This window comes from Paenibacillus sp. PvR133 (assembly GCF_017833155.1).
GTDB lineage: Bacteria > Bacillota > Bacilli > Paenibacillales > Paenibacillaceae > Paenibacillus > Paenibacillus polymyxa_B.
In genome coordinates this window covers 1,282,611-1,300,236 of sequence record NZ_JAFIBS010000001.1, presented here as the reverse complement: position 1 = coordinate 1,300,236, position 17,626 = coordinate 1,282,611, and the positions used below count along the sequence as shown (strand labels likewise).

19 protein-coding genes and 1 tRNA gene are annotated in these 17,626 nt (G+C 44.3%); 17 read left to right on the top strand and 3 right to left on the bottom strand.

Going from position 1 to position 17,626, the window contains the following annotated elements; all coding sequences use genetic code 11:
• Positions 1 to 50 precede the first annotated feature (50 nt).
• The 9 genes from JOE49_RS05815 (at position 51) to JOE49_RS05775 (ending at position 9,639) form a co-directional block, all read left to right on the top strand.
• On the top strand, positions 51 to 917 hold the full coding sequence (locus JOE49_RS05815; RefSeq protein ID WP_023991157.1) for a YidC/Oxa1 family membrane protein insertase: 867 nt from the start codon (positions 51 to 53) through the stop codon (positions 915 to 917).
• Positions 914 to 1,675, top strand: coding sequence for an RNA-binding cell elongation regulator Jag/EloR (gene jag, locus JOE49_RS05810; protein ID WP_209940723.1), 762 nt, complete (start codon positions 914 to 916; stop codon positions 1,673 to 1,675). Before JOE49_RS05815 ends, jag begins: the two co-directional genes overlap by 4 nt.
• Positions 1,676 to 1,803: 128 nt before the next feature.
• Positions 1,804 to 3,180, top strand: coding sequence for a tRNA uridine-5-carboxymethylaminomethyl(34) synthesis GTPase MnmE (mnmE, locus tag JOE49_RS05805; RefSeq protein WP_013312814.1), 1,377 nt, complete (start codon positions 1,804 to 1,806; stop codon positions 3,178 to 3,180).
• Positions 3,181 to 3,275: 95 nt separating this feature from the next.
• Positions 3,276 to 5,165, top strand: coding sequence for a tRNA uridine-5-carboxymethylaminomethyl(34) synthesis enzyme MnmG (gene mnmG, locus JOE49_RS05800; protein ID WP_028540984.1), 1,890 nt, complete (start codon positions 3,276 to 3,278; stop codon positions 5,163 to 5,165).
• On the top strand, positions 5,165 to 5,887 hold the full coding sequence (gene rsmG, locus JOE49_RS05795; protein WP_028540983.1) for a 16S rRNA (guanine(527)-N(7))-methyltransferase RsmG: 723 nt from the start codon (positions 5,165 to 5,167) through the stop codon (positions 5,885 to 5,887). The genes mnmG and rsmG overlap by 1 nt, the downstream gene beginning before the upstream one ends.
• Before the next feature lie 430 nt (positions 5,888 to 6,317).
• Positions 6,318 to 7,136 carry a nucleoid occlusion protein gene (gene noc / locus JOE49_RS05790; RefSeq protein WP_013312811.1) on the top strand — a complete coding sequence of 273 codons (819 nt, stop codon included), beginning with the start codon at positions 6,318 to 6,320 and terminating at the stop codon, positions 7,134 to 7,136.
• Between the two features lie 186 nt (positions 7,137 to 7,322).
• Positions 7,323 to 8,084: a ParA family protein gene (locus tag JOE49_RS05785; protein ID WP_023991152.1), complete on the top strand. Its 762-nt coding sequence runs from the start codon at positions 7,323 to 7,325 to the stop codon at positions 8,082 to 8,084.
• Positions 8,077 to 8,919 carry a ParB/RepB/Spo0J family partition protein gene (locus JOE49_RS05780; RefSeq protein WP_013312809.1) on the top strand — a complete coding sequence of 281 codons (843 nt, stop codon included), beginning with the start codon at positions 8,077 to 8,079 and terminating at the stop codon, positions 8,917 to 8,919. Before JOE49_RS05785 ends, JOE49_RS05780 begins: the two co-directional genes overlap by 8 nt.
• Positions 8,920 to 9,117: 198 nt before the next feature.
• Entirely contained in the window at positions 9,118 to 9,639 is a 522-nt protein-coding gene (locus JOE49_RS05775; protein WP_023991151.1) for a DUF4446 family protein, read from the top strand.
• Here the strand turns inward: JOE49_RS05775 and yyaC are convergent.
• A complete protein-coding gene (gene yyaC, locus JOE49_RS05770; protein ID WP_023991150.1) occupies positions 9,593 to 10,198 on the bottom strand; it encodes a spore protease YyaC in 606 nt (201 codons plus the stop codon). The two genes, JOE49_RS05775 and yyaC, sit on opposite strands and share 47 nt — an antisense overlap.
• A 251-nt stretch (positions 10,199 to 10,449) precedes the next feature.
• Here yyaC and JOE49_RS05765 point away from each other — a divergent pair, with 251 nt between their 5' ends.
• From JOE49_RS05765 to JOE49_RS05755, 3 genes are all read left to right on the top strand, one after another.
• Positions 10,450 to 11,400, top strand: a complete 951-nt coding sequence (locus tag JOE49_RS05765) for a mechanosensitive ion channel family protein (protein WP_075155012.1) — start codon at positions 10,450 to 10,452, stop codon at positions 11,398 to 11,400.
• Positions 11,390 to 11,596 carry a DUF951 domain-containing protein gene (locus tag JOE49_RS05760; RefSeq protein WP_023991148.1) on the top strand — a complete coding sequence of 69 codons (207 nt, stop codon included), beginning with the start codon at positions 11,390 to 11,392 and terminating at the stop codon, positions 11,594 to 11,596. The genes JOE49_RS05765 and JOE49_RS05760 overlap by 11 nt, the downstream gene beginning before the upstream one ends.
• A gap of 95 nt (positions 11,597 to 11,691) precedes the next feature.
• Positions 11,692 to 11,782, top strand: a tRNA-Ser gene (locus JOE49_RS05755).
• A gap of 223 nt (positions 11,783 to 12,005) precedes the next feature.
• Here the strand turns inward: JOE49_RS05755 and JOE49_RS05750 are convergent.
• Together JOE49_RS05750 and JOE49_RS05745 are read right to left on the bottom strand one after the other, a co-directional pair.
• A complete protein-coding gene (locus JOE49_RS05750; protein WP_013312804.1) occupies positions 12,006 to 12,323 on the bottom strand; it encodes a hypothetical protein in 318 nt (105 codons plus the stop codon).
• 366 nt (positions 12,324 to 12,689) lie between these two features.
• Complete coding sequence (locus JOE49_RS05745; protein WP_013312803.1) at positions 12,690 to 12,884, bottom strand: YjzC family protein; 195 nt, start codon at positions 12,882 to 12,884, stop codon at positions 12,690 to 12,692.
• A 318-nt stretch (positions 12,885 to 13,202) separates the two neighbouring features.
• Here JOE49_RS05745 and rpsF point away from each other — a divergent pair, with 318 nt between their 5' ends.
• The 5 genes from rpsF to JOE49_RS05720 all read left to right on the top strand — a co-directional run bounded on the left by rpsF (position 13,203) and on the right by JOE49_RS05720 (position 17,616).
• Entirely contained in the window at positions 13,203 to 13,487 is a 285-nt protein-coding gene (gene rpsF, locus JOE49_RS05740; protein WP_013312802.1) for a 30S ribosomal protein S6, read from the top strand.
• 49 nt (positions 13,488 to 13,536) lie between these two features.
• The gene (gene ssb / locus JOE49_RS05735) at positions 13,537 to 14,028 is read left to right on the top strand and encodes a single-stranded DNA-binding protein (protein WP_013312801.1); all 492 of its coding nucleotides are present in this window, start codon (positions 13,537 to 13,539) and stop codon (positions 14,026 to 14,028) included.
• A 21-nt stretch (positions 14,029 to 14,049) separates the two neighbouring features.
• Positions 14,050 to 14,322, top strand: coding sequence for a 30S ribosomal protein S18 (rpsR, locus tag JOE49_RS05730; protein ID WP_013312800.1), 273 nt, complete (start codon positions 14,050 to 14,052; stop codon positions 14,320 to 14,322).
• 523 nt (positions 14,323 to 14,845) lie between these two features.
• A complete protein-coding gene (locus JOE49_RS05725; protein ID WP_209940722.1) occupies positions 14,846 to 16,585 on the top strand; it encodes an ABC transporter substrate-binding protein in 1,740 nt (579 codons plus the stop codon).
• Positions 16,586 to 16,653: 68 nt separating this feature from the next.
• A complete protein-coding gene (locus JOE49_RS05720; RefSeq protein ID WP_023991143.1) occupies positions 16,654 to 17,616 on the top strand; it encodes an ABC transporter permease in 963 nt (320 codons plus the stop codon).
• The last annotated feature ends 10 nt before the right edge of the window (positions 17,617 to 17,626 follow it).

Sequence of the window (17,626 nt, the reverse complement as noted above, 5' to 3'; positions counted from 1 at the left end):
ATATGGTATGATTTACGTTGGAATGGATTGGTTAAGAAAGGGGTTATGAAGTGTCGCGTTTGAAGACTCAACGAGGAAAATGGTTCCTCCTGATTGCCTTATTGGCACTTGTTGCTGTGCTGTCCGGATGTGCTCAGACGGCCCACAATTCTTACACGACGGCAGACTTGGCCAATGGATCGTTTTGGCAAAGATATGTCGTTTACTGGTTTTCGTATGCGTTAGATACATTTGCCCAATGGTTCTCTGGAGAGTATGGCCTGGCCGTACTGATTCTGGTGATTATCGTGCGAACCATTATTTTGCCGCTTACACTCAAGCAAGTACGTAGTTCCAAAGCTATGCAGGCCATTCAGCCGCAATTAAAAGAAATTCAAGCGAAGTACAAGGATACGCCTGAAAAAGTCCAGCAAGAGACGATGAAGTTGTTCCAGGAAAATAAGGTCAACCCGATGGCTGGCTGTCTTCCTTTGGTAGTACAGATGCCAATTTTCATCGCGCTTTATAATGCCATTTATTATAACTCGGCATTGCGGGATCATGACTTCTTGTGGCTCCAGTTAGGTAAACCGGATCACTTGTTTATCCTGCCGATTTTGGCAGCGATTACGACTTTTGTCCAAACCTGGATGATGATGAAAATGAATCCGACGCCGCAGCAGGGACCAATGCAATTTTTGCTGTACGTCTATCCGGTGCTGATTCTGTTCATGTCGTACAACTTCCCATCCGCTTTGCCGTTGTACTGGTTCTACAGTAATATTTACACGATCATTCAAAACTATTTCCTTTATCGGAATAAGGATAAAGAAGCAGCACTGGCGAATGTGAAAACAGCCAGTCTCGCGAAAACAGGTTCCTCCAATAGTAAGAAAAAAAGTGGCAAAAACACGAAGGGGGCTAAAAAGTCGAGATGACCAAAGTCGTGACATCAGGAAAAACCGTTGAAGATGCTGTAAGACAAGGACTCTCCCAGCTGGGAGTAAGCCGTGAACGGGTAACCGTAAGCGTGTTGGAACAGCCGTCAAAAGGATTCCTGGGGTGGCTCGGGGTCAAGAAGGCGAAGGTGGAGCTTACGCTGCTCTCTGAGCCGTCTCCTGAAACCACACACGCGGCTGAACCTCATGTATCGGCTCAAGCACCTTCTAGCGTGGGACTGGCTTTATCAGAAGAAACTGGGCCTGTTGCACAGGAAGCACAGATGAACATGGGAGCACCTTCGGGACATATAGATCCTTATGAAGAGGCGGTGCGTTTCATCCGTGAAACAGCAGCAGGAATGGGATTGGACGTTAAAGTTGATGTCCGCCACCGCAAGGATGAAAGTACACTGGATATCTCCGGTCCGTCGCTCGGTATGTTGATCGGCCGCAGAGGACAGACATTGGATGCATTACAGTACCTGACGAATATCGTTGCCAACCGTCATTCTGACAAATTCATCCGAATTGTGCTGGATGCCGAGCAATTTCGTGCACGTCGGCAAAAAACGCTGGAGGATTTGGCAGATCGGTTGGCGAACCAGGCTATTCGTTATGGCAAGGAAGTGGTACTGGAGCCAATGCCGTCACAGGAGCGGAAGCTGATTCACGCCAAGCTCCAACAGCATGCGCTGGTTAGAACATACAGCAAGGGGGACGAGCCCAATCGGCGCGTCGTCATTGCTAAAAAATAATCCGACGCAATGGCTCTCTGCAAGATGCAGAAGCCATTGCTTTTTTTCTTATATTTCTCGCTGAAACGGCTGCCGTCCTTGATGAAGGACGGCAATGTCGTTTCTACTTGATAGGAGGTAGAAACTTTATGCTGAGCGATACTATAGCTGCCATTGCAACGGCTGTCGGCGAGGGCGGCATTGCGGTTGTACGGATCAGCGGTCCAGAAGCGGTCACGGAAGTGGAGGCTTTGTTCCGTAGTAAAACGCCTCTAAGCAAGGCTCCAACTCACACGGTACATTATGGACATATAATAGATCCTCAAAGCCAGGAAAAGGTGGAGGAAGTTTTAGTTACAGTGATGCGGGCTCCACGCTCTTTTACGACAGAAGATGTCGTAGAAATCAGCACGCATGGCGGGGTCGTAGCCGTCAAACGGGTGATGGATTTACTATTGCTGCAAAATATACGTCTGGCTGAGCCAGGTGAATTTACGAAACGTGCTTTTTTGAATGGTCGTATTGACCTGAGTCAGGCGGAGGGTGTCATTGACTTGATTCGTTCCAAATCAGATAAAGCTTTTTCGGTGGCTTTGAAGCAGGTGGATGGACAACTGTCCCAGAATATTCGTCGCTTGCGTCATGTTTTGGTGGAGACACTTGCTCATATTGAAGTGAACATTGATTATCCTGAGCATGATGTTGAATCTTTTACATCTGACTTAATCAAGGATAAAAGCAGTCAGGTCATGACGGAAATTGATCGGCTGTTGCATACGGCGGAGCAGGGAAAGATTTTACGTGAAGGGCTGACCACAGCGATTGTTGGAAGACCAAATGTGGGCAAATCGTCACTGCTGAACACATTGGCTCAGGGCGAGCGGGCAATTGTGACCGATATTCCGGGCACAACCCGTGACGTTATTGAGGAATATGTGACGATTAATAGTATTCCGCTCAAGCTGCTGGATACAGCCGGGATTCGTGAAACGATGGACGTAGTGGAACGGATCGGAGTAGAACGTTCGAGAACGGCGGTTAGTGAAGCGGATCTGCTGCTCATCGTCATTAACGCCAACGAACCACTGCATGAGGATGAAATGGCATTAATGGAACAAATCCGCGGTAGACAAGCGATTGTCATTATGAATAAAATGGACTTACCGGCCCAAGTAGACCGGGATTTGTTGCTGCGTTATGTTCCCGAAGAGCTTATCGTACCGATGTCTGTGAAGGAAAATGAGGGAGCGGACCGACTGGAGCAGGCTATATCGAATTTATTCTTTAGCGGCAAGCTGGAATCAGCGGATATGACATATGTCAGCAACGTACGGCATATTGCTTTGTTGAAGAAGGCGCGGCAATCGCTGGTAGATGCCTATGAAGCCGCTGATCAATTTGTTCCGATCGACATGATCCAGATTGATGTAAGGCTGGCATGGGAGCATTTGGGTGAGATTGTAGGCGATACTGCGCATGATGCGCTAATAGATCAAATATTTTCACAATTTTGTCTGGGCAAATAGAACTTTCAAGCATGGCTGATATAAGCCTACTATCGTTATATATACAAGAGCATATTCGGCGTGAAGACCGGAATGTATAAGGAGGTAAGAAAGGTATGGGTTACCAAGGAGGCGACTATGACGTAATTGTCGTAGGCGCGGGCCATGCGGGCGTAGAATCAGCCTTGGCAGCAGCACGGATGGGCTGTCGCACGTTGATGATCACAATTAACCTGGATATGGTCGCTTTCATGCCCTGCAACCCGTCTATTGGCGGTCCTGCAAAAGGGCATGTGGTGCGAGAAATTGATGCACTGGGCGGCGAAATGGGTCGGAATATCGATAAGACGTTTATCCAAATGAGAATGTTGAATACTGGTAAAGGTCCCGCGGTTCATGCATTGCGTGCACAAGCAGACAAGTTCTCTTATCAGCATACGATGAAGGAAACGATGGAAAAGGAACCGAATCTGACCTTACGCCAAGGTATGGTTGAAGAGCTGATTATGGAAGACGGTCATTGCGTAGGTGTAATTACGAAGACGGGCACAGAGTATCGAAGTAAAGCAGTTGTCCTGACCACAGGCACTTATCTGCGCGGAAAAATCATTATGGGCGAGCTGATGTATGAGAGTGGTCCGAACAATCAACAGCCTTCGTTGAGATTGTCTGAGCATTTGAGAGAGCTGGGTTTTGATCTGGTTCGATTTAAGACAGGAACGCCGCCACGTGTGCATAAGGACACGATTGATTTTAGCAAAACGGAAATACAACCGGGTGATGATCAACCGAAGTTCTTTTCCTATGAAACGAAGTCTTCAGATAATGAACAGCTTCCTTGCTGGCTGACATATACTTCAATAGAAACGCATCAGATTATTAATGATAATTTGCACCGTGCACCCATGTTCTCTGGTCTGATTGAAGGAACGGGACCACGTTATTGCCCATCTATTGAAGATAAGGTGGTACGTTTCAGTGATAAGCCTAAGCACCAAATCTTTTTGGAGCCTGAAGGTAAAAACACATCTGAATACTATGTTCAGGGCTTGTCCACCAGCTTGCCAGAGGATGTGCAATTAGCTGTGCTTCGTTCGATTCCGGGGATGGAAAAGGTAGAGATGATGCGCAATGGCTATGCTATTGAGTATGATGCAATGGTACCTACGCAGTTATGGCCTACTTTGGAAACGAAGAAAGTCCCGGGCTTGTTCACAGCAGGTCAGATTAACGGTACCTCCGGTTACGAAGAAGCTGCAGGTCAAGGGATTATGGCAGGGATTAACGCAGCTCGCAAGGTGCAGGGCAAAGAGCCTGTCGTATTGGACCGTTCGCAAGGCTACATTGGGGTTCTGATTGACGATCTCGTGACGAAGGGTACGAATGAGCCGTATCGCTTGCTGACGTCACGTGCAGAATATCGTCTGTTGTTGCGTCATGATAACGCCGACCTGCGATTGACTCCGATCGGGCATGATATTGGCCTAATTACGGATGAACGATACGAGCGCTTTTTGGATAAAAAGCAAAAGGTAGAGCAAGAGATTGAACGTTTACGTTTGGCGAAGGTTCGTCCGGTTGATATAAATGAGATGCTGGAGCAAGGCGGATCTGCACCAATACAGGATGGCAGTAATCTGTTAACGGTGCTGCGTCGACCAGAGATCAGTTATGCGCAAGTAGCACAAATCTCACCTTCACCTATAGCTCTAACTGAGGAAGAACAGGAGCAGGTGGAAATCCAAATTAAGTATGCGGGCTACATTGAAAAGCAATTGATGCATGTTGAGCGTCTGCAAAAGATGGAGAAGAAGAAGCTCCCAGAGGATATTGTATACAGTGAAGTTCAAGGACTGGCCATTGAAGCCAAGCAGAAACTTGAAAAGATCCGTCCGATGTCGATTGGCCAAGCATCCCGTATTTCGGGTGTAACTCCTGCGGATATTTCCATTTTGCTGGTTTATCTGGAGCATTATAACCGCGTAACGGCAGCAAGGGGATCATAATGGACGCGATACAACAGCAATTTAAGCAGCGGCTGGCAGAGCATAGTATTGTGATTAATGACAGTCAGTTAGAGCAGTTTGAAACATATTACCGTGTGCTGGTTGAGTGGAATGAAAAAATGAACCTGACGGGAATTACTGAGCGTGATGCAGTGTACACCAAGCATTTTTATGATTCTCTTTCCCTGGCCTTTTATGTACCGTTAAAAGATGTGGAAAGCCTAGCTGATATTGGATCAGGTGCAGGTTTTCCGGGCATTCCTTTGAAAATATGCTTTCCGCAGATTCAGTTGACTATTGTAGACTCGTTGAATAAACGTATACAATTCTTGGCACATGTGGTAGAACAGTTGGGTCTGGAAAATGTTGAACTGATTCATAGCAGGGCAGAGGAATTGGGGCGTAAACCAGGATACCGCGATAGTTATGATCTAGTGACAGCCAGAGCTGTTGCTCGTCTCGCAGTATTGAATGAATTTTGTTTGCCGTTTGTCCGTGAAGGAGGACACTTTGCCGCGATGAAGGGCAGTGATCCTACAGAGGAAATCAAGGAAGCTTCCTACAGCTTGAAAGAGCTAAAGGGAAAAATCAAACATGTTCAGGCCTTCCAGCTACCTGTTGAAGATGCAGCCAGACATATGATTATTATTGAAAAAAGAGCGGCGACACCACGAAAATATCCACGTAAGCCGGGTACTCCTTTGAAGACGCCGTTAGTGTAAATGTTTGAAAGAAAGTGAATGTTTCACGTGAAACATTCACTTTTTTTATGGCTGATAGACTCTTTCCATAAAAGACTCTTTGCTAACTGCGTCCTTGTTTACATTTGGGGAGGAAGATGGATGATAGTTATCAAAGAGGATGCACAATTTATTCTCTTATCCTTCCGAAAAGCTGGTAGAGACGATAGGATTATGGCTGGAAAAGTGATAGAATAGAGATAATCGTTTTAATGTAAGTTGACTGCTCCTGTACCCATGAATTCAGATATACATATAGGGGAGTGGGACAACAAATGTCAGGGGAGTACGTGGAGTGTACCCGCTTACGGCGCTGTTTCATATAAAAGGGTCTACGATCCGCGTAAGGAACTGTTTTTCACGAAGCGCTGTTAGTATGGTGCTATTATGAAATTAGGTGGTATTATACGGAATGAAAGAACAATTTTCCAAGCTATTTGGTTTGACGGAGCGATCTACTGGGGACGAAATAAAACAAATTCCAGTTCGGGATATTGTCAGCAGTCCTTATCAGCCCCGTACCATATTTGACGACGAGAAGATTGATGAGCTATGCCAGACCATTAAGACGCATGGTGTAATTCAACCGATTGTCGTTCGTTTCCGTAATGGACAATATGAGATTATAGCAGGGGAACGTCGTTGGAGAGCTGTCACCAAGCTGGGTATGGAAACTATTCCAGCCATTGTTCGTGAGTTTAATGATTCACAAGCTGCATCCATCGCGTTGATTGAGAATCTTCAACGGGAAGGGTTAACTGCGATTGAAGAGGCTGTAGCTTACCAAAAGCTGATTGATCTACATCAGCTCACCCAGGAAAGCCTCGCTCAACGACTTGGTAAAAGCCAATCCACTATTGCTAACAAGATACGGCTGCTTCATCTGCCGGAGAGAGTGAAAGAGGCTCTAATGGAACGGAAGGTGTCCGAGCGTCATGCTCGTGCATTATTGTCATTAGAGACCGAAGAACTACAGTACAAGGTTTTAGATGAAGTCATTGCCAAAGAACTCAATGTGAAGCAGACAGAGGCACGAGTTGCCTTTTATAAACAAGTATCCACCAATAAGAAATCGAAGCGGATTTCCTTTACCAAGGATGTCCGGCTTGCGCTGAATACGATACGTCAATCCATTGATATGGTGTCTGGCTCAGGCTTGGATATCAAAACCAAGGAATCTGATCATGAGGATCACTATGAGATTGTCATTCAAATTCCCAAACGTAAGTAAGGGATGAAGCGTACAGGCGGCAGCAATTGCCGCTTTTTCTGTCTAACGCCGAATAAAACCGCAGCATACTCAATTCTATTCTGAAATTGCCGTTATCCGTAAGTTAAGGACTAAGTAACGTCTCCATAGAGCATTTTGCAATCATGGAGTGTAGCAGGATTCCGATTAAATTATGAGGTGAATGAAGTGTCAAAAATAATAGCCGTAGCCAATCAAAAGGGCGGAGTAGGCAAAACAACTACTTCCGTTAATTTGGGCGCCGGACTTGCTTCCCTCGGCAAAAGGGTATTGCTCGTGGATATCGACCCGCAAGGTAATACAACCAGCGGTGTGGGTATCAATAAGGCGGATGTGGCAAATTGCATTTATGATGTACTCATTAACGAGGTTGATCCTAGCGAAGCTATTGTCAGTACACAGGTTGAAGGATTAGATATTATTCCGGCAACCATTCAGTTAGCAGGCGCGGAAATTGAACTGGTACCGACCATTTCTCGTGAATTGAGATTAAAAAGATCGCTTCAACTCGTTAAGCATAATTATGATTATATATTAATTGATTGCCCGCCATCGCTGGGTATTTTGACGCTCAATTCATTGACGGCTTCCGATTCAGTCATTATTCCAATCCAGTGTGAATATTACGCATTGGAAGGATTAAGTCAATTGTTGAATACCGTGCGATTAGTGCAAAAACATCTGAACACCTCATTGCAAATTGAAGGTGTGTTGTTAACCATGTTTGATGCCCGCACGAACTTGGGTATTCAGGTGATTGAAGAAGTGAAAAAGTATTTTCAAAGCAAGGTTTATCAGACGATTATTCCACGCAATGTGAGACTCAGCGAAGCACCATCACATGGCCAGTCCATTATTACGTATGATCCCCGTTCCCGTGGGGCAGAGGTATATATTGAGTTGGCAAAGGAAGTGGTATCTTATGAGTAAACGGTTGGGAAAAGGACTTGATGCACTCATTCCCTCCCTTACAGTCAATGAAGAGGATAAGGTTGTTGACATTCCGCTCAGCCAGTTGCGTGCGAATCCGTACCAGCCTCGAAAAACGTTTGATGAAGAGTCCATTAAGGAATTAGCCGAATCCATTCGTCAGCACGGTGTTATCCAACCTATTATTGCACGTAGTGTATTGCGAGGATATGAAATCATAGCCGGGGAAAGACGTTTTCGGGCTTCTCAATTTTGTGGGAATCCGACTATACCTGTAGTTGTTCGCAATTTTACGGATCAGCAGGTGATGGAGATTGCCCTGATTGAGAATTTACAGCGTGAGAATTTGAATGCAATGGAAGTGGCAGTAGCTTATCAGGGATTAATGGATCAGTTTTCTTTAACTCAGGAAGAGTTGTCCATGAAAGTGGGAAAATCACGTTCTCATATTGCCAATTTCCTTCGCTTGCTCGCATTGCCTGAAGAAGTTAAAGATCATGTTTCACGTGGAACATTGTCTATGGGACATGCTAGAGCTATTGTTGGGCTCAAAGATCCAGACATGGTGAAACAGTTAGCACAGCAATGTATTGAACAGCAGTGGAGTGTTCGCGAACTGGAGGAAGCTGTACAGCAGTTGGATCATAAGCCTGGTGAGGCGAAAGCCAAAACAAAGGTACGAAAAAAGGACCCCTATATTGACCATATGGAAGAGTCCCTGCGTGAACGCTTTAAAACAACTGTAAAGATCAAGCACAATAAGGATAAAGGCAAAATTGAATTGAATTATTACAGCCAGCAGGATTTGGAAAGATTACTGGAGCTATTACAGTAGTTTGTTGAAATATGGACATGTCTCCTTGAGCAAAATGGAAAGTGAGATATGTCTTTGCTTTGTCTGGAATTGCAGGAATTAGAATGGTTTTGATGGATAAACTAATAGCCTTGTGTTATTTGTTTCGCTGTTCTCAAACGTATAAAATATAAGTATGCAGTAACATGATTTTTGAGGTAGAGGAGTAGAAGCAAGCATATGGCTGAATTGAATGGACTAATCATGGAACAGCTTGCCGGAATCGTTGCAGGGATCGTGCTTATTTTGCTCATCCTGTTGATTGTTATTATCGTGCAGGGTGCAAAGCTGAAGAAGATGCGGCGAAAGTATGAAACCATGATGGCAGGCAGCGGTGTCGAGAATTTGGAAACGCTGCTGATTGATTTGAAGGTACAGATGGATACGATTGAGGATGAGCAGGAAACCCATCGTGCAAGTATGAAATCATTACGTAGTAAACTGGCTGGCTTGAAGGGACATATAGGTATCAAACGTTATAATGCCTTTGGTGAGAGAGGAAGCGATTTAAGCTTTTCCCTGGCTATTGTAGACGACAATCAGGATGGTATGGTATTAACCGGCATTTATAACCGAGATGGCTCATATGTGTATGCCAAGCCACTAGAAGCGGGACAATCCACCTATTCCTTATCACCTGAAGAAAAAGAAGCCGTTACTCTTGCGCAGCAAGCAGGACAGAACGGTAATGCCACTCCTTAATTGCGGAGTATAGGCTGCCAGCAATGATATCTGATAATTTCATTACCAAATTTAGTCTCGTATTTTGCAGCACGAAGTATTCCATGAAGCCGCCGACGTTAACGATACCAGTTAAATGGATATCGCCGACCGGCGGTAATTCTTTATTTACACCTGCTCCAGGCTTGAGAGGACCATCTGAAACCTGAATGCATCCAACGCTGGAGGTTTGTCCAAGACATGCATCTATACCAATGATATAAGGCTGTTCATATCGGGCTTGTATGCCATTCAGCGTCGTTTGCAGGTTCATAGCATGTACAGGCTCCTCTAATGTACCGTATAGGTTAAACAGAGGGCTTTTGTAGCGTGATAAATGCGTACCTACGAGCGGACCCAGGCAATCTCCAGTAGAACGGTCGGTGCCGATGCAAATAATGACGATATTTTGCAGACTCGGCGCCTGATGCAGATGGAACAGCAGACGATGGATGATGGCTGATTGGATCCCGGGGTCTGTGTGTGATATTTTTAAGCTTAGGGGTTCTTGCTCCGGAATGAAGTCAGATGGATGAGTCATGGAATCTTCCTTTCGCTCTGTAATGGAGTGTGAAGGTTGCGCTCGCTGTACCTTGGAGAATAACAATTAGCCTGCGGGTAACATTTATTCTCAAGATAGTAGCTAGTATATGGATAAACTTGTGCTTTTATACTCGAAGGAAGTAGATTATTCATAGCCATATGTTTGAAGTCAGTAGATAAGCTTATATAGTAGGAAATAGAATTCGGGAAGCAGGAAGAGTAGTTCCCTTTTTTAAGGAGGAGTACAGGATGACCTTTATGCATTGGCTGGAGGGCGATTCAGGCACAGAAGAGGTAGTGAAGGGTGCTATCCACTTGAAGGATATCGTATGGAAATTCATTACAGATGGTGAGATGTGGTCGACCTTTTTGTTTGTGATTTTGAAAATTGCAATTATTTTCATTATTACACGTATCTTTATTCGAGTTATTAATAAAATTATAGATAAGTCAATGCAACAAAAGGGAGATAACGGCAGATTCCGATTGAATACAAGGCGGTTAACAACCGTTGGGGAATTGCTAAAAAATGTAACCAATATTGTATTCAATTTCATCTTGGTTATGCTGGTGCTTTCTCAAATGGGCATTAATCTTGGTCCTCTGATTGCTGGAGCTGGAGTGCTTGGATTGGCCGTTGGTTTTGGGGCACAGAGCCTGGTTAAGGATGTAATTACTGGATTCTTCATTATTTTTGAAGATCAATTTGCCGTAGGAGACGTCATTCAGACAGGTACTTTCAAGGGTACGGTGGAAATGATCGGGCTGCGCACAACCAGACTGGTGAGCTGGAAAGGTGAGGTTTACATTTTACCGAACGGCTCAATTACAACGGTAACAAACTTCTCCATGTCCAACGCGTTGGCGGTAGTGGATGTGCCAATGAAGGCCGAGCGTAGTCTGGAGGAAGCAGTTGGTTTGGTAAAACAGGCAATCCAAGGCATTGAAGAGTCCAATGTACAGATACTTAATATACCAGATGTGTTAGGGGTTCAGTCCATGACTACCTCAGAGTATATTGTGCGTGTTGTGGCAGAATGTATGCCAAATACAGGGGCCGTGGTAGAGCGTGATATTCAGAATAACATCAAGAAGGCCCTAGAGGATGAGGAACATCGTCAGGCAGCCTTGGAGACGGCGATAACCCTAGAAAAAGAAGATGAGCAAGGAATAAAAGGGGGAGAGAAGGGTGGAGCGTAAGTCATTTGAACTAGGGGACATTGTACAGATGAAGAAGCCTCATCCGTGTGGAACGAATGAAATGGAAATTATCCGCATGGGGATGGATATTCGAATCAAATGTGTCGGTTGCCAGCATAGTGTGCTGATTCCGCGTGCCAAGTTCGAAAAGAATATGAAGAAAGTGCTGCGCTCAAAGGCCAACGCCGACGATTAAAACACGGAAGCGAATTGAGCCAAGAAAGATGAATGGCGATGAACCAGAATCAGCTTGCGTCACAGTTGCAATGATGATATAATTATCCTTGCTGCGGAAAGGTACCCAAGAGGTCTAAGGGGGCTGACTCGAAATCAGTTAGGCGTCGCAAGGCGTGCGTGGGTTCGACTCCCACTCTTTCCGCCACTAACTTCATTAAATAAACCAATCTCTTACGTCTGTGACGTAGGGGATTTTTTGTTTGTGGAATAAAAGCTCAACAGACTGTGATAAAGTGAAAAGCACTAAGATAAACCATGAAGGTAAGACGGAAGAAATGATTAAGAATCTATTGGGGGATGAATAAGGTGTGATAACAAAAAAATGCTCCTGACAGCAGAGAAACATTGCCGTTAGGAGCACTCTTTTGTTATAGCTGGTTAGGCGGGTAATGATAGCGTTTTGTTTTTTTTGAGCCAGAGATCATCAGAAGGATCGCTGCAATCAAATGGAGAGCCCAGCCTACAAAGGGTATCCAGGCCAGCAAAGAAGTGAGTACTCCCCATACGGAGCCGTAGATCGCCTCCTGATTGCGTAACGACAGGATAAGTGTTACTGCATGCAGGACAAGCATAAATCCCAGAGCCGAGTAGCCGGTCCCCATGACAATAGCTCCCCCCACAATCGGTACGGCAAGCACCAATTCGAATATACCTGATATCCACTTTAATATTCGAGAATAGCTCATCTTTAAACCTCCGTAGATAGTAGGTCTTTGTACTTGGATATATTCTAGCAGAAGGAGCTGAATTAATCTGCATTTTACCAGGATATGCAAAAAGTCCGATAATGCAACAAAGGAGGACCACAAAGGTCCTCCATCGTAGGCGATACATTTTTAACAGGATACGATCTGTCCAATCACATCATGAAACTCGGTGTACTGACCAGCAATACCGTGTTGAAAAGACAGTGTCCTTTTACACAAACCTAACGCTTCTAATGCCCGGAATGGATCTCCTAACAGTTTGTCCGGCTACGTCGTCCAACGGAACCACACCTCTCTGTTGTATCGCCTAATCATAATATGGCCAGGATTCCGAGGAAATATACATTAGTGGACACGAGCTTTCGTTTTTTTCTTCCATTTGCGATTATGGTTGGCGGTCTCCGGAAAAGAATCGCCTCTTTCCAGCGTTACTTGCTGCGGGTTTTGGATTTCAGTATGGAAGCTCTTTTCTCCGACCTCCATGTATACGCCGTCGTTTGGGACCTTATCCCCTGGTTCGAACTCAGTCTTTTCACCCATGCGATTGTGCCTCCTTAGATAAATGAATTTGGACTGCAACGGTTATTGTGCGCTGTCTTGAACAGAAACATGCGAAACCGGGTATACAGATACTGAGTGAATCAAATGATTTCCTTTATATATGCGAAATTTTTGATATGCTATAAAATTGTATAAAGCTAATGATATGCAGTGTTTTTAGCCGTTTTAGGCTTGTGTATTGAATTTGTAGGTTGCATTCAGTTGTTAGATTTGGTAAACTGTTTTAGTGCGAGTTTAGGCTCGTTCCTTGCTCTCAACTGAGATTGAGGGCCTTATGTCCATAAGGAGGTGTAAAGAATGCGCAAATATGAAGCGATGTATATTATTCGTCCTGACATTGAACAAGAAGCTGTTCAAGCGACAGTCGATAAATTCCAAGGTATCATCTCTAACGGCGGTGGCGAAATTACGAGTCACGATGTAACTAAACGCCGTCTTGCGTATGAGATCAAGAAATTCCGTGATGGTTCTTTCGTTCTGGTAAACTTCACAGCAGAACCTGCTGTTGTTACTGAGCTTGAGCGTATCATGAAAATTTCTGACGAAGTAATTCGTTATCTCATTACGAACGACGTAGCTTAATTATTGTACGTGATTATGTAATGAACAACGCTCAAAGGAGGGGATTGGATTGTTGAACCGTGTCATTCTGATCGGTCGTTTGACCAAAGATCCAGAGCTGCGCTATACACCATCTGGTGTAGCAGTAACCCAGTTCACCCTGGCTGTAGACCGTCCGTTTACGAGTCAAGGCGGCGAACGGGAAGCGGATTTCTTGCCGATCGTAACCTGGCGTCAGCTTGCTGAAACATGCGCTAACTATCTTCGCAAAGGTCGTTTAACGGCTGTTGAAGGCCGTGTTCAGGTGCGTAATTATGAGAACAATGAAGGAAAACGTGTATACGTGACTGAAATTGTAGCTGATAATGTGCGTTTCTTGGAATCTAACCGCGATGGCGGTAACGGTGGCGGCAATAGCGGTGGAGCTGCGCGTGAGGAGTCTCCTTTCGGAGGCGGTAACAGCAATAGTGGACGCGGGAATAATAACTCGCGAAACAATCAGGATCCTTTTTCCGATGACGGAAAACCGATCGATATTTCGGATGATGATTTACCATTTTAATTGGGAAAGGACTGACAAAGAATGGGCTTCAGACAAAGAGAAGGCGGAGACGATAACAAAAGACCAGCTCGTCGTGGTGGTCGCAACAAACGTCGTAAAGTATGTTTCTTCACTGTGAACAAAATTACTCACATTGACTATAAAGATACAGACCTGCTTAAAAAATTCATCAGCGAACGTGGAAAAATTCTTCCTCGTCGTGTGACTGGAACAAGTGCGAAATATCAACGTATGTTGACAATCGCTGTTAAACGTTCCCGTCAAATCGCATTGCTTCCTTACACTACTGAATAGTAGTAGGTGGAAAAAAGAGACGTTCCCGATCCCGGGAGCGTCTTTTTTCGTGATTTTTTATATTGACAACAAGTGCCATCTATTGTAACTTACTAATAATACAATCCATGTTTACCCATAAACCATAGTATACCTTTTAATGGCTTGTGAAATTGCAAGCTCCCCAACTCGCCAGAGTAAACATTTCGGCCTTCTGAAATGTTATTTTATATTACATGAAATCCTGTTTTTTTGTCATTTTCCACAATTAAAATTCATAAACTTTACATAAATAGATATTTTGCATTTTTATATTACATAAAAAAGATATTGACGTGATATTATTTTACACTTAAGATAAACCTTAATAAAAATGTAATGGTTGTTAGCGCACGAAATTGACCAGAGGTCTAAAACACGTGTTTACGCTATTAAGACAGTAAGGAGGATGTGCAACTTCATTTTCAAACCTCAAGCTTTAATGAATCACCGCAGGAATGAGACAGGCTGTTAAATAAAGAACCGACTAAGGGGGATTAACAGGATGATGCAGACGAAGAAATGGGTTTCTTTGCTTATGATGCTTACGATCGTTGGTGTTCTGTTTGCAGGATGTAGCGGAGGTGCTAATGAGGCACAGCCACAGCAAGGCAATGCGGACAAAAAAACAGAGGGAAATGAAGGAAGTGCACCTGTTACGGAGGGCGTTATTAAAGCAACTGATCTGTCGCAAAATCCTCCGGGAGCGACTAATCGGAAAGATAACATTGTAGTAGGTATGACATCACCTAAAGGGGTATTTAACCCGCTATTCTGGCAAACGACTTACGATTTTTATGTAGTCAGAACAGTATTTGATTCCTTCTTACAGGTGAAGGCGGATGGTACATATGAAAATAGTTTGGCTGACAAGGTTGATGTATCGCCGGATGGTCTAAAATATACATTCCATCTGAAACCAGGCGTGAAGTATAGTGACGGTACCCCAGTAACAGTGAAGGATTATGCTTTTGTCCTCAAGGTACTGCATGATCCAAATTATGACGGAGAAACAGATGTATTATCTTTTAAGATTAAAGGCGGTAAAGAGTATCACGATGGCAAGGCGAATGATATCTCTGGTATCAAAGTCATTGATGATAACACAGTAGAGGTAACCGTTACAGAAGCAACAGCGTATACAAAGGATTTTCTGGGTGAGCAATACTTCATGCCAGAAGCTTATTATGGAAAAGGATTCAAAAAGGGTAACCTGGACAGCATCAAGGCGCTTAATAATAAGCCAATCGGCTCTGGTCAGTATGTACTGAAGAGCTTCTCCCCGGGTCAACAAGTCGTATTTGATGCGAATCCAAACTACTTCAAAGGCGCACCAAAAGTGAAGTCTGTTATTTTCAAAACAACAACAGAAGAAACAAACCTGTCTATGCTGCAAACAGGTGAAACGGACATGGACAACATCACAGTTACTGAAGACAATGTAGAGGAATTAAAGGCGTTGGGCTTCTTGGACGTGAATATTATGCCGACAAACGGCTATGGATATATTGCGTTTAATCATAAGGAAAAGAAATTTAAGGACCCTAAAGTACGTCAGGCTCTAACGATTGGCTTAAACCGTAAGGAGATTGTGCAGGGCGTGTATGGTCCATATGCGAATGTTATTAACATTCCACAATCTACAGAATCTTGGTCTTATACGGATGAAGGTATCAACAAATATGAATTTGATACAGCTAAGGCGAAGGCTTTGCTGGATGAGGCAGGCTGGAAGGTTGGTGCTGACGGAATTCGCGAAAAGGACGGAGAAAAGCTGACCATTAACTTCTCTGCGACTGCTGATAATCCAGTAGTAGAGGCCTTGCTACCGATCATGTCCAATAACTATAAGGAGCTAGGCATCAAGCTGACTTCCGAAACTTTAGATTTTAACGCCATTATGGATAAAAAGGACACAGGCAAGTTTGATATGTTCTTCGCGGCTTGGGGCTTAACTCCAGACCCGGATACAACGACTTTTATTACGAATGGTGCACAAAATGATATCGGCTATTCCAATAAGAAGGTCGATGAACTAACGCTTGCTGGTAAGCATGAGCTGGATCAAGAGAAACGCAAATTGATTTACAAACAGCTCTATCAAGAGCTGAATAAGGATCTACCAACTATTTTTATGTACCAACGCAGAGATATGTGGCCAGTTAATGGACGTGTATCCGGCTTGGAAATTACACCATACAAAGATTTTGAGTTCACCCTGCATAACGCTCAGATCGCTCAATAAGGGTTGCCAATCGTATGCTCAGCTCTCACGAGCTGAGCATATCACTTTATTCGTCTGGAGGAATGAATATGAAGCAGTACATTATTCGAAGACTGCTGCAACTCATCCCCACACTTATTGGCATATCCATTATCGTATTTGCGATTTCAGCCATGGTGCCGGGTGATTATATTACAGCCAAGCAGAACCCGAATATGACGGCCGAAAAGGCGCAGCAGCTACGACATATCTACGGGCTGGATAAACCGGAATACCAACGCTATTTTATATGGGCCGGTAATATGTTAAAGGGGAATATGGGGGATTCATTACAGCATAAGCAGCCAGTAACGAAGGTCATTGGCAATTATGTATGGAACTCATTTATTATCGCTTTTTTTAGTCTTATATTTAGCTGGTTGATTGCGGTTATTGCAGGAGTATTTTCAGCCAAGTTTCAATATTCGTTATTCGATAAGTTTGTCACATTATTCATTTTCTTATGTATGTCGCTGCCTTCATTTTTTATTGGTCTATTGGTCATCAAAATATTTGCCCTGGAGTGGGGAATTCTCCCGGTTGGGGGCATGACCACAGCAGGGATGGAGCCAGGCTCGTGGGCTTATATGGTGGATGTTCTCAAGCATATGTTCCTGCCGACACTCGTACTTACGATGCTGAGCACAGGAAGTCTGACCCGGTATTTCCGTACAGGCATGTTGGAGGTCATTCGTCAGGATTATATTCGTACCGCACGCGCCAAAGGCTTGAAGGAACGTACGGTTATCTTCAAGCACGCACTGCGCAATGCACTGATTCCAGCCATCACACTACTCGGCTTCGAGCTTCCGGCCTTATTTGGTGGGGCGATGATTCTGGAGAAGGTATTTGTGTGGCCGGGTGTGGGTCAGGTCTATCTGGAGTCGATTAGTATGCGAGATTATCCGTTTATGTTGGGCTTCACGATTTTCTTAGCGTTGCTTACGCTTATCGGTAATTTGCTCTCTGATGTATTGTATGGCATGGCAGATCCAAGAATTCGCTTGAAGTAGGAGGGATACT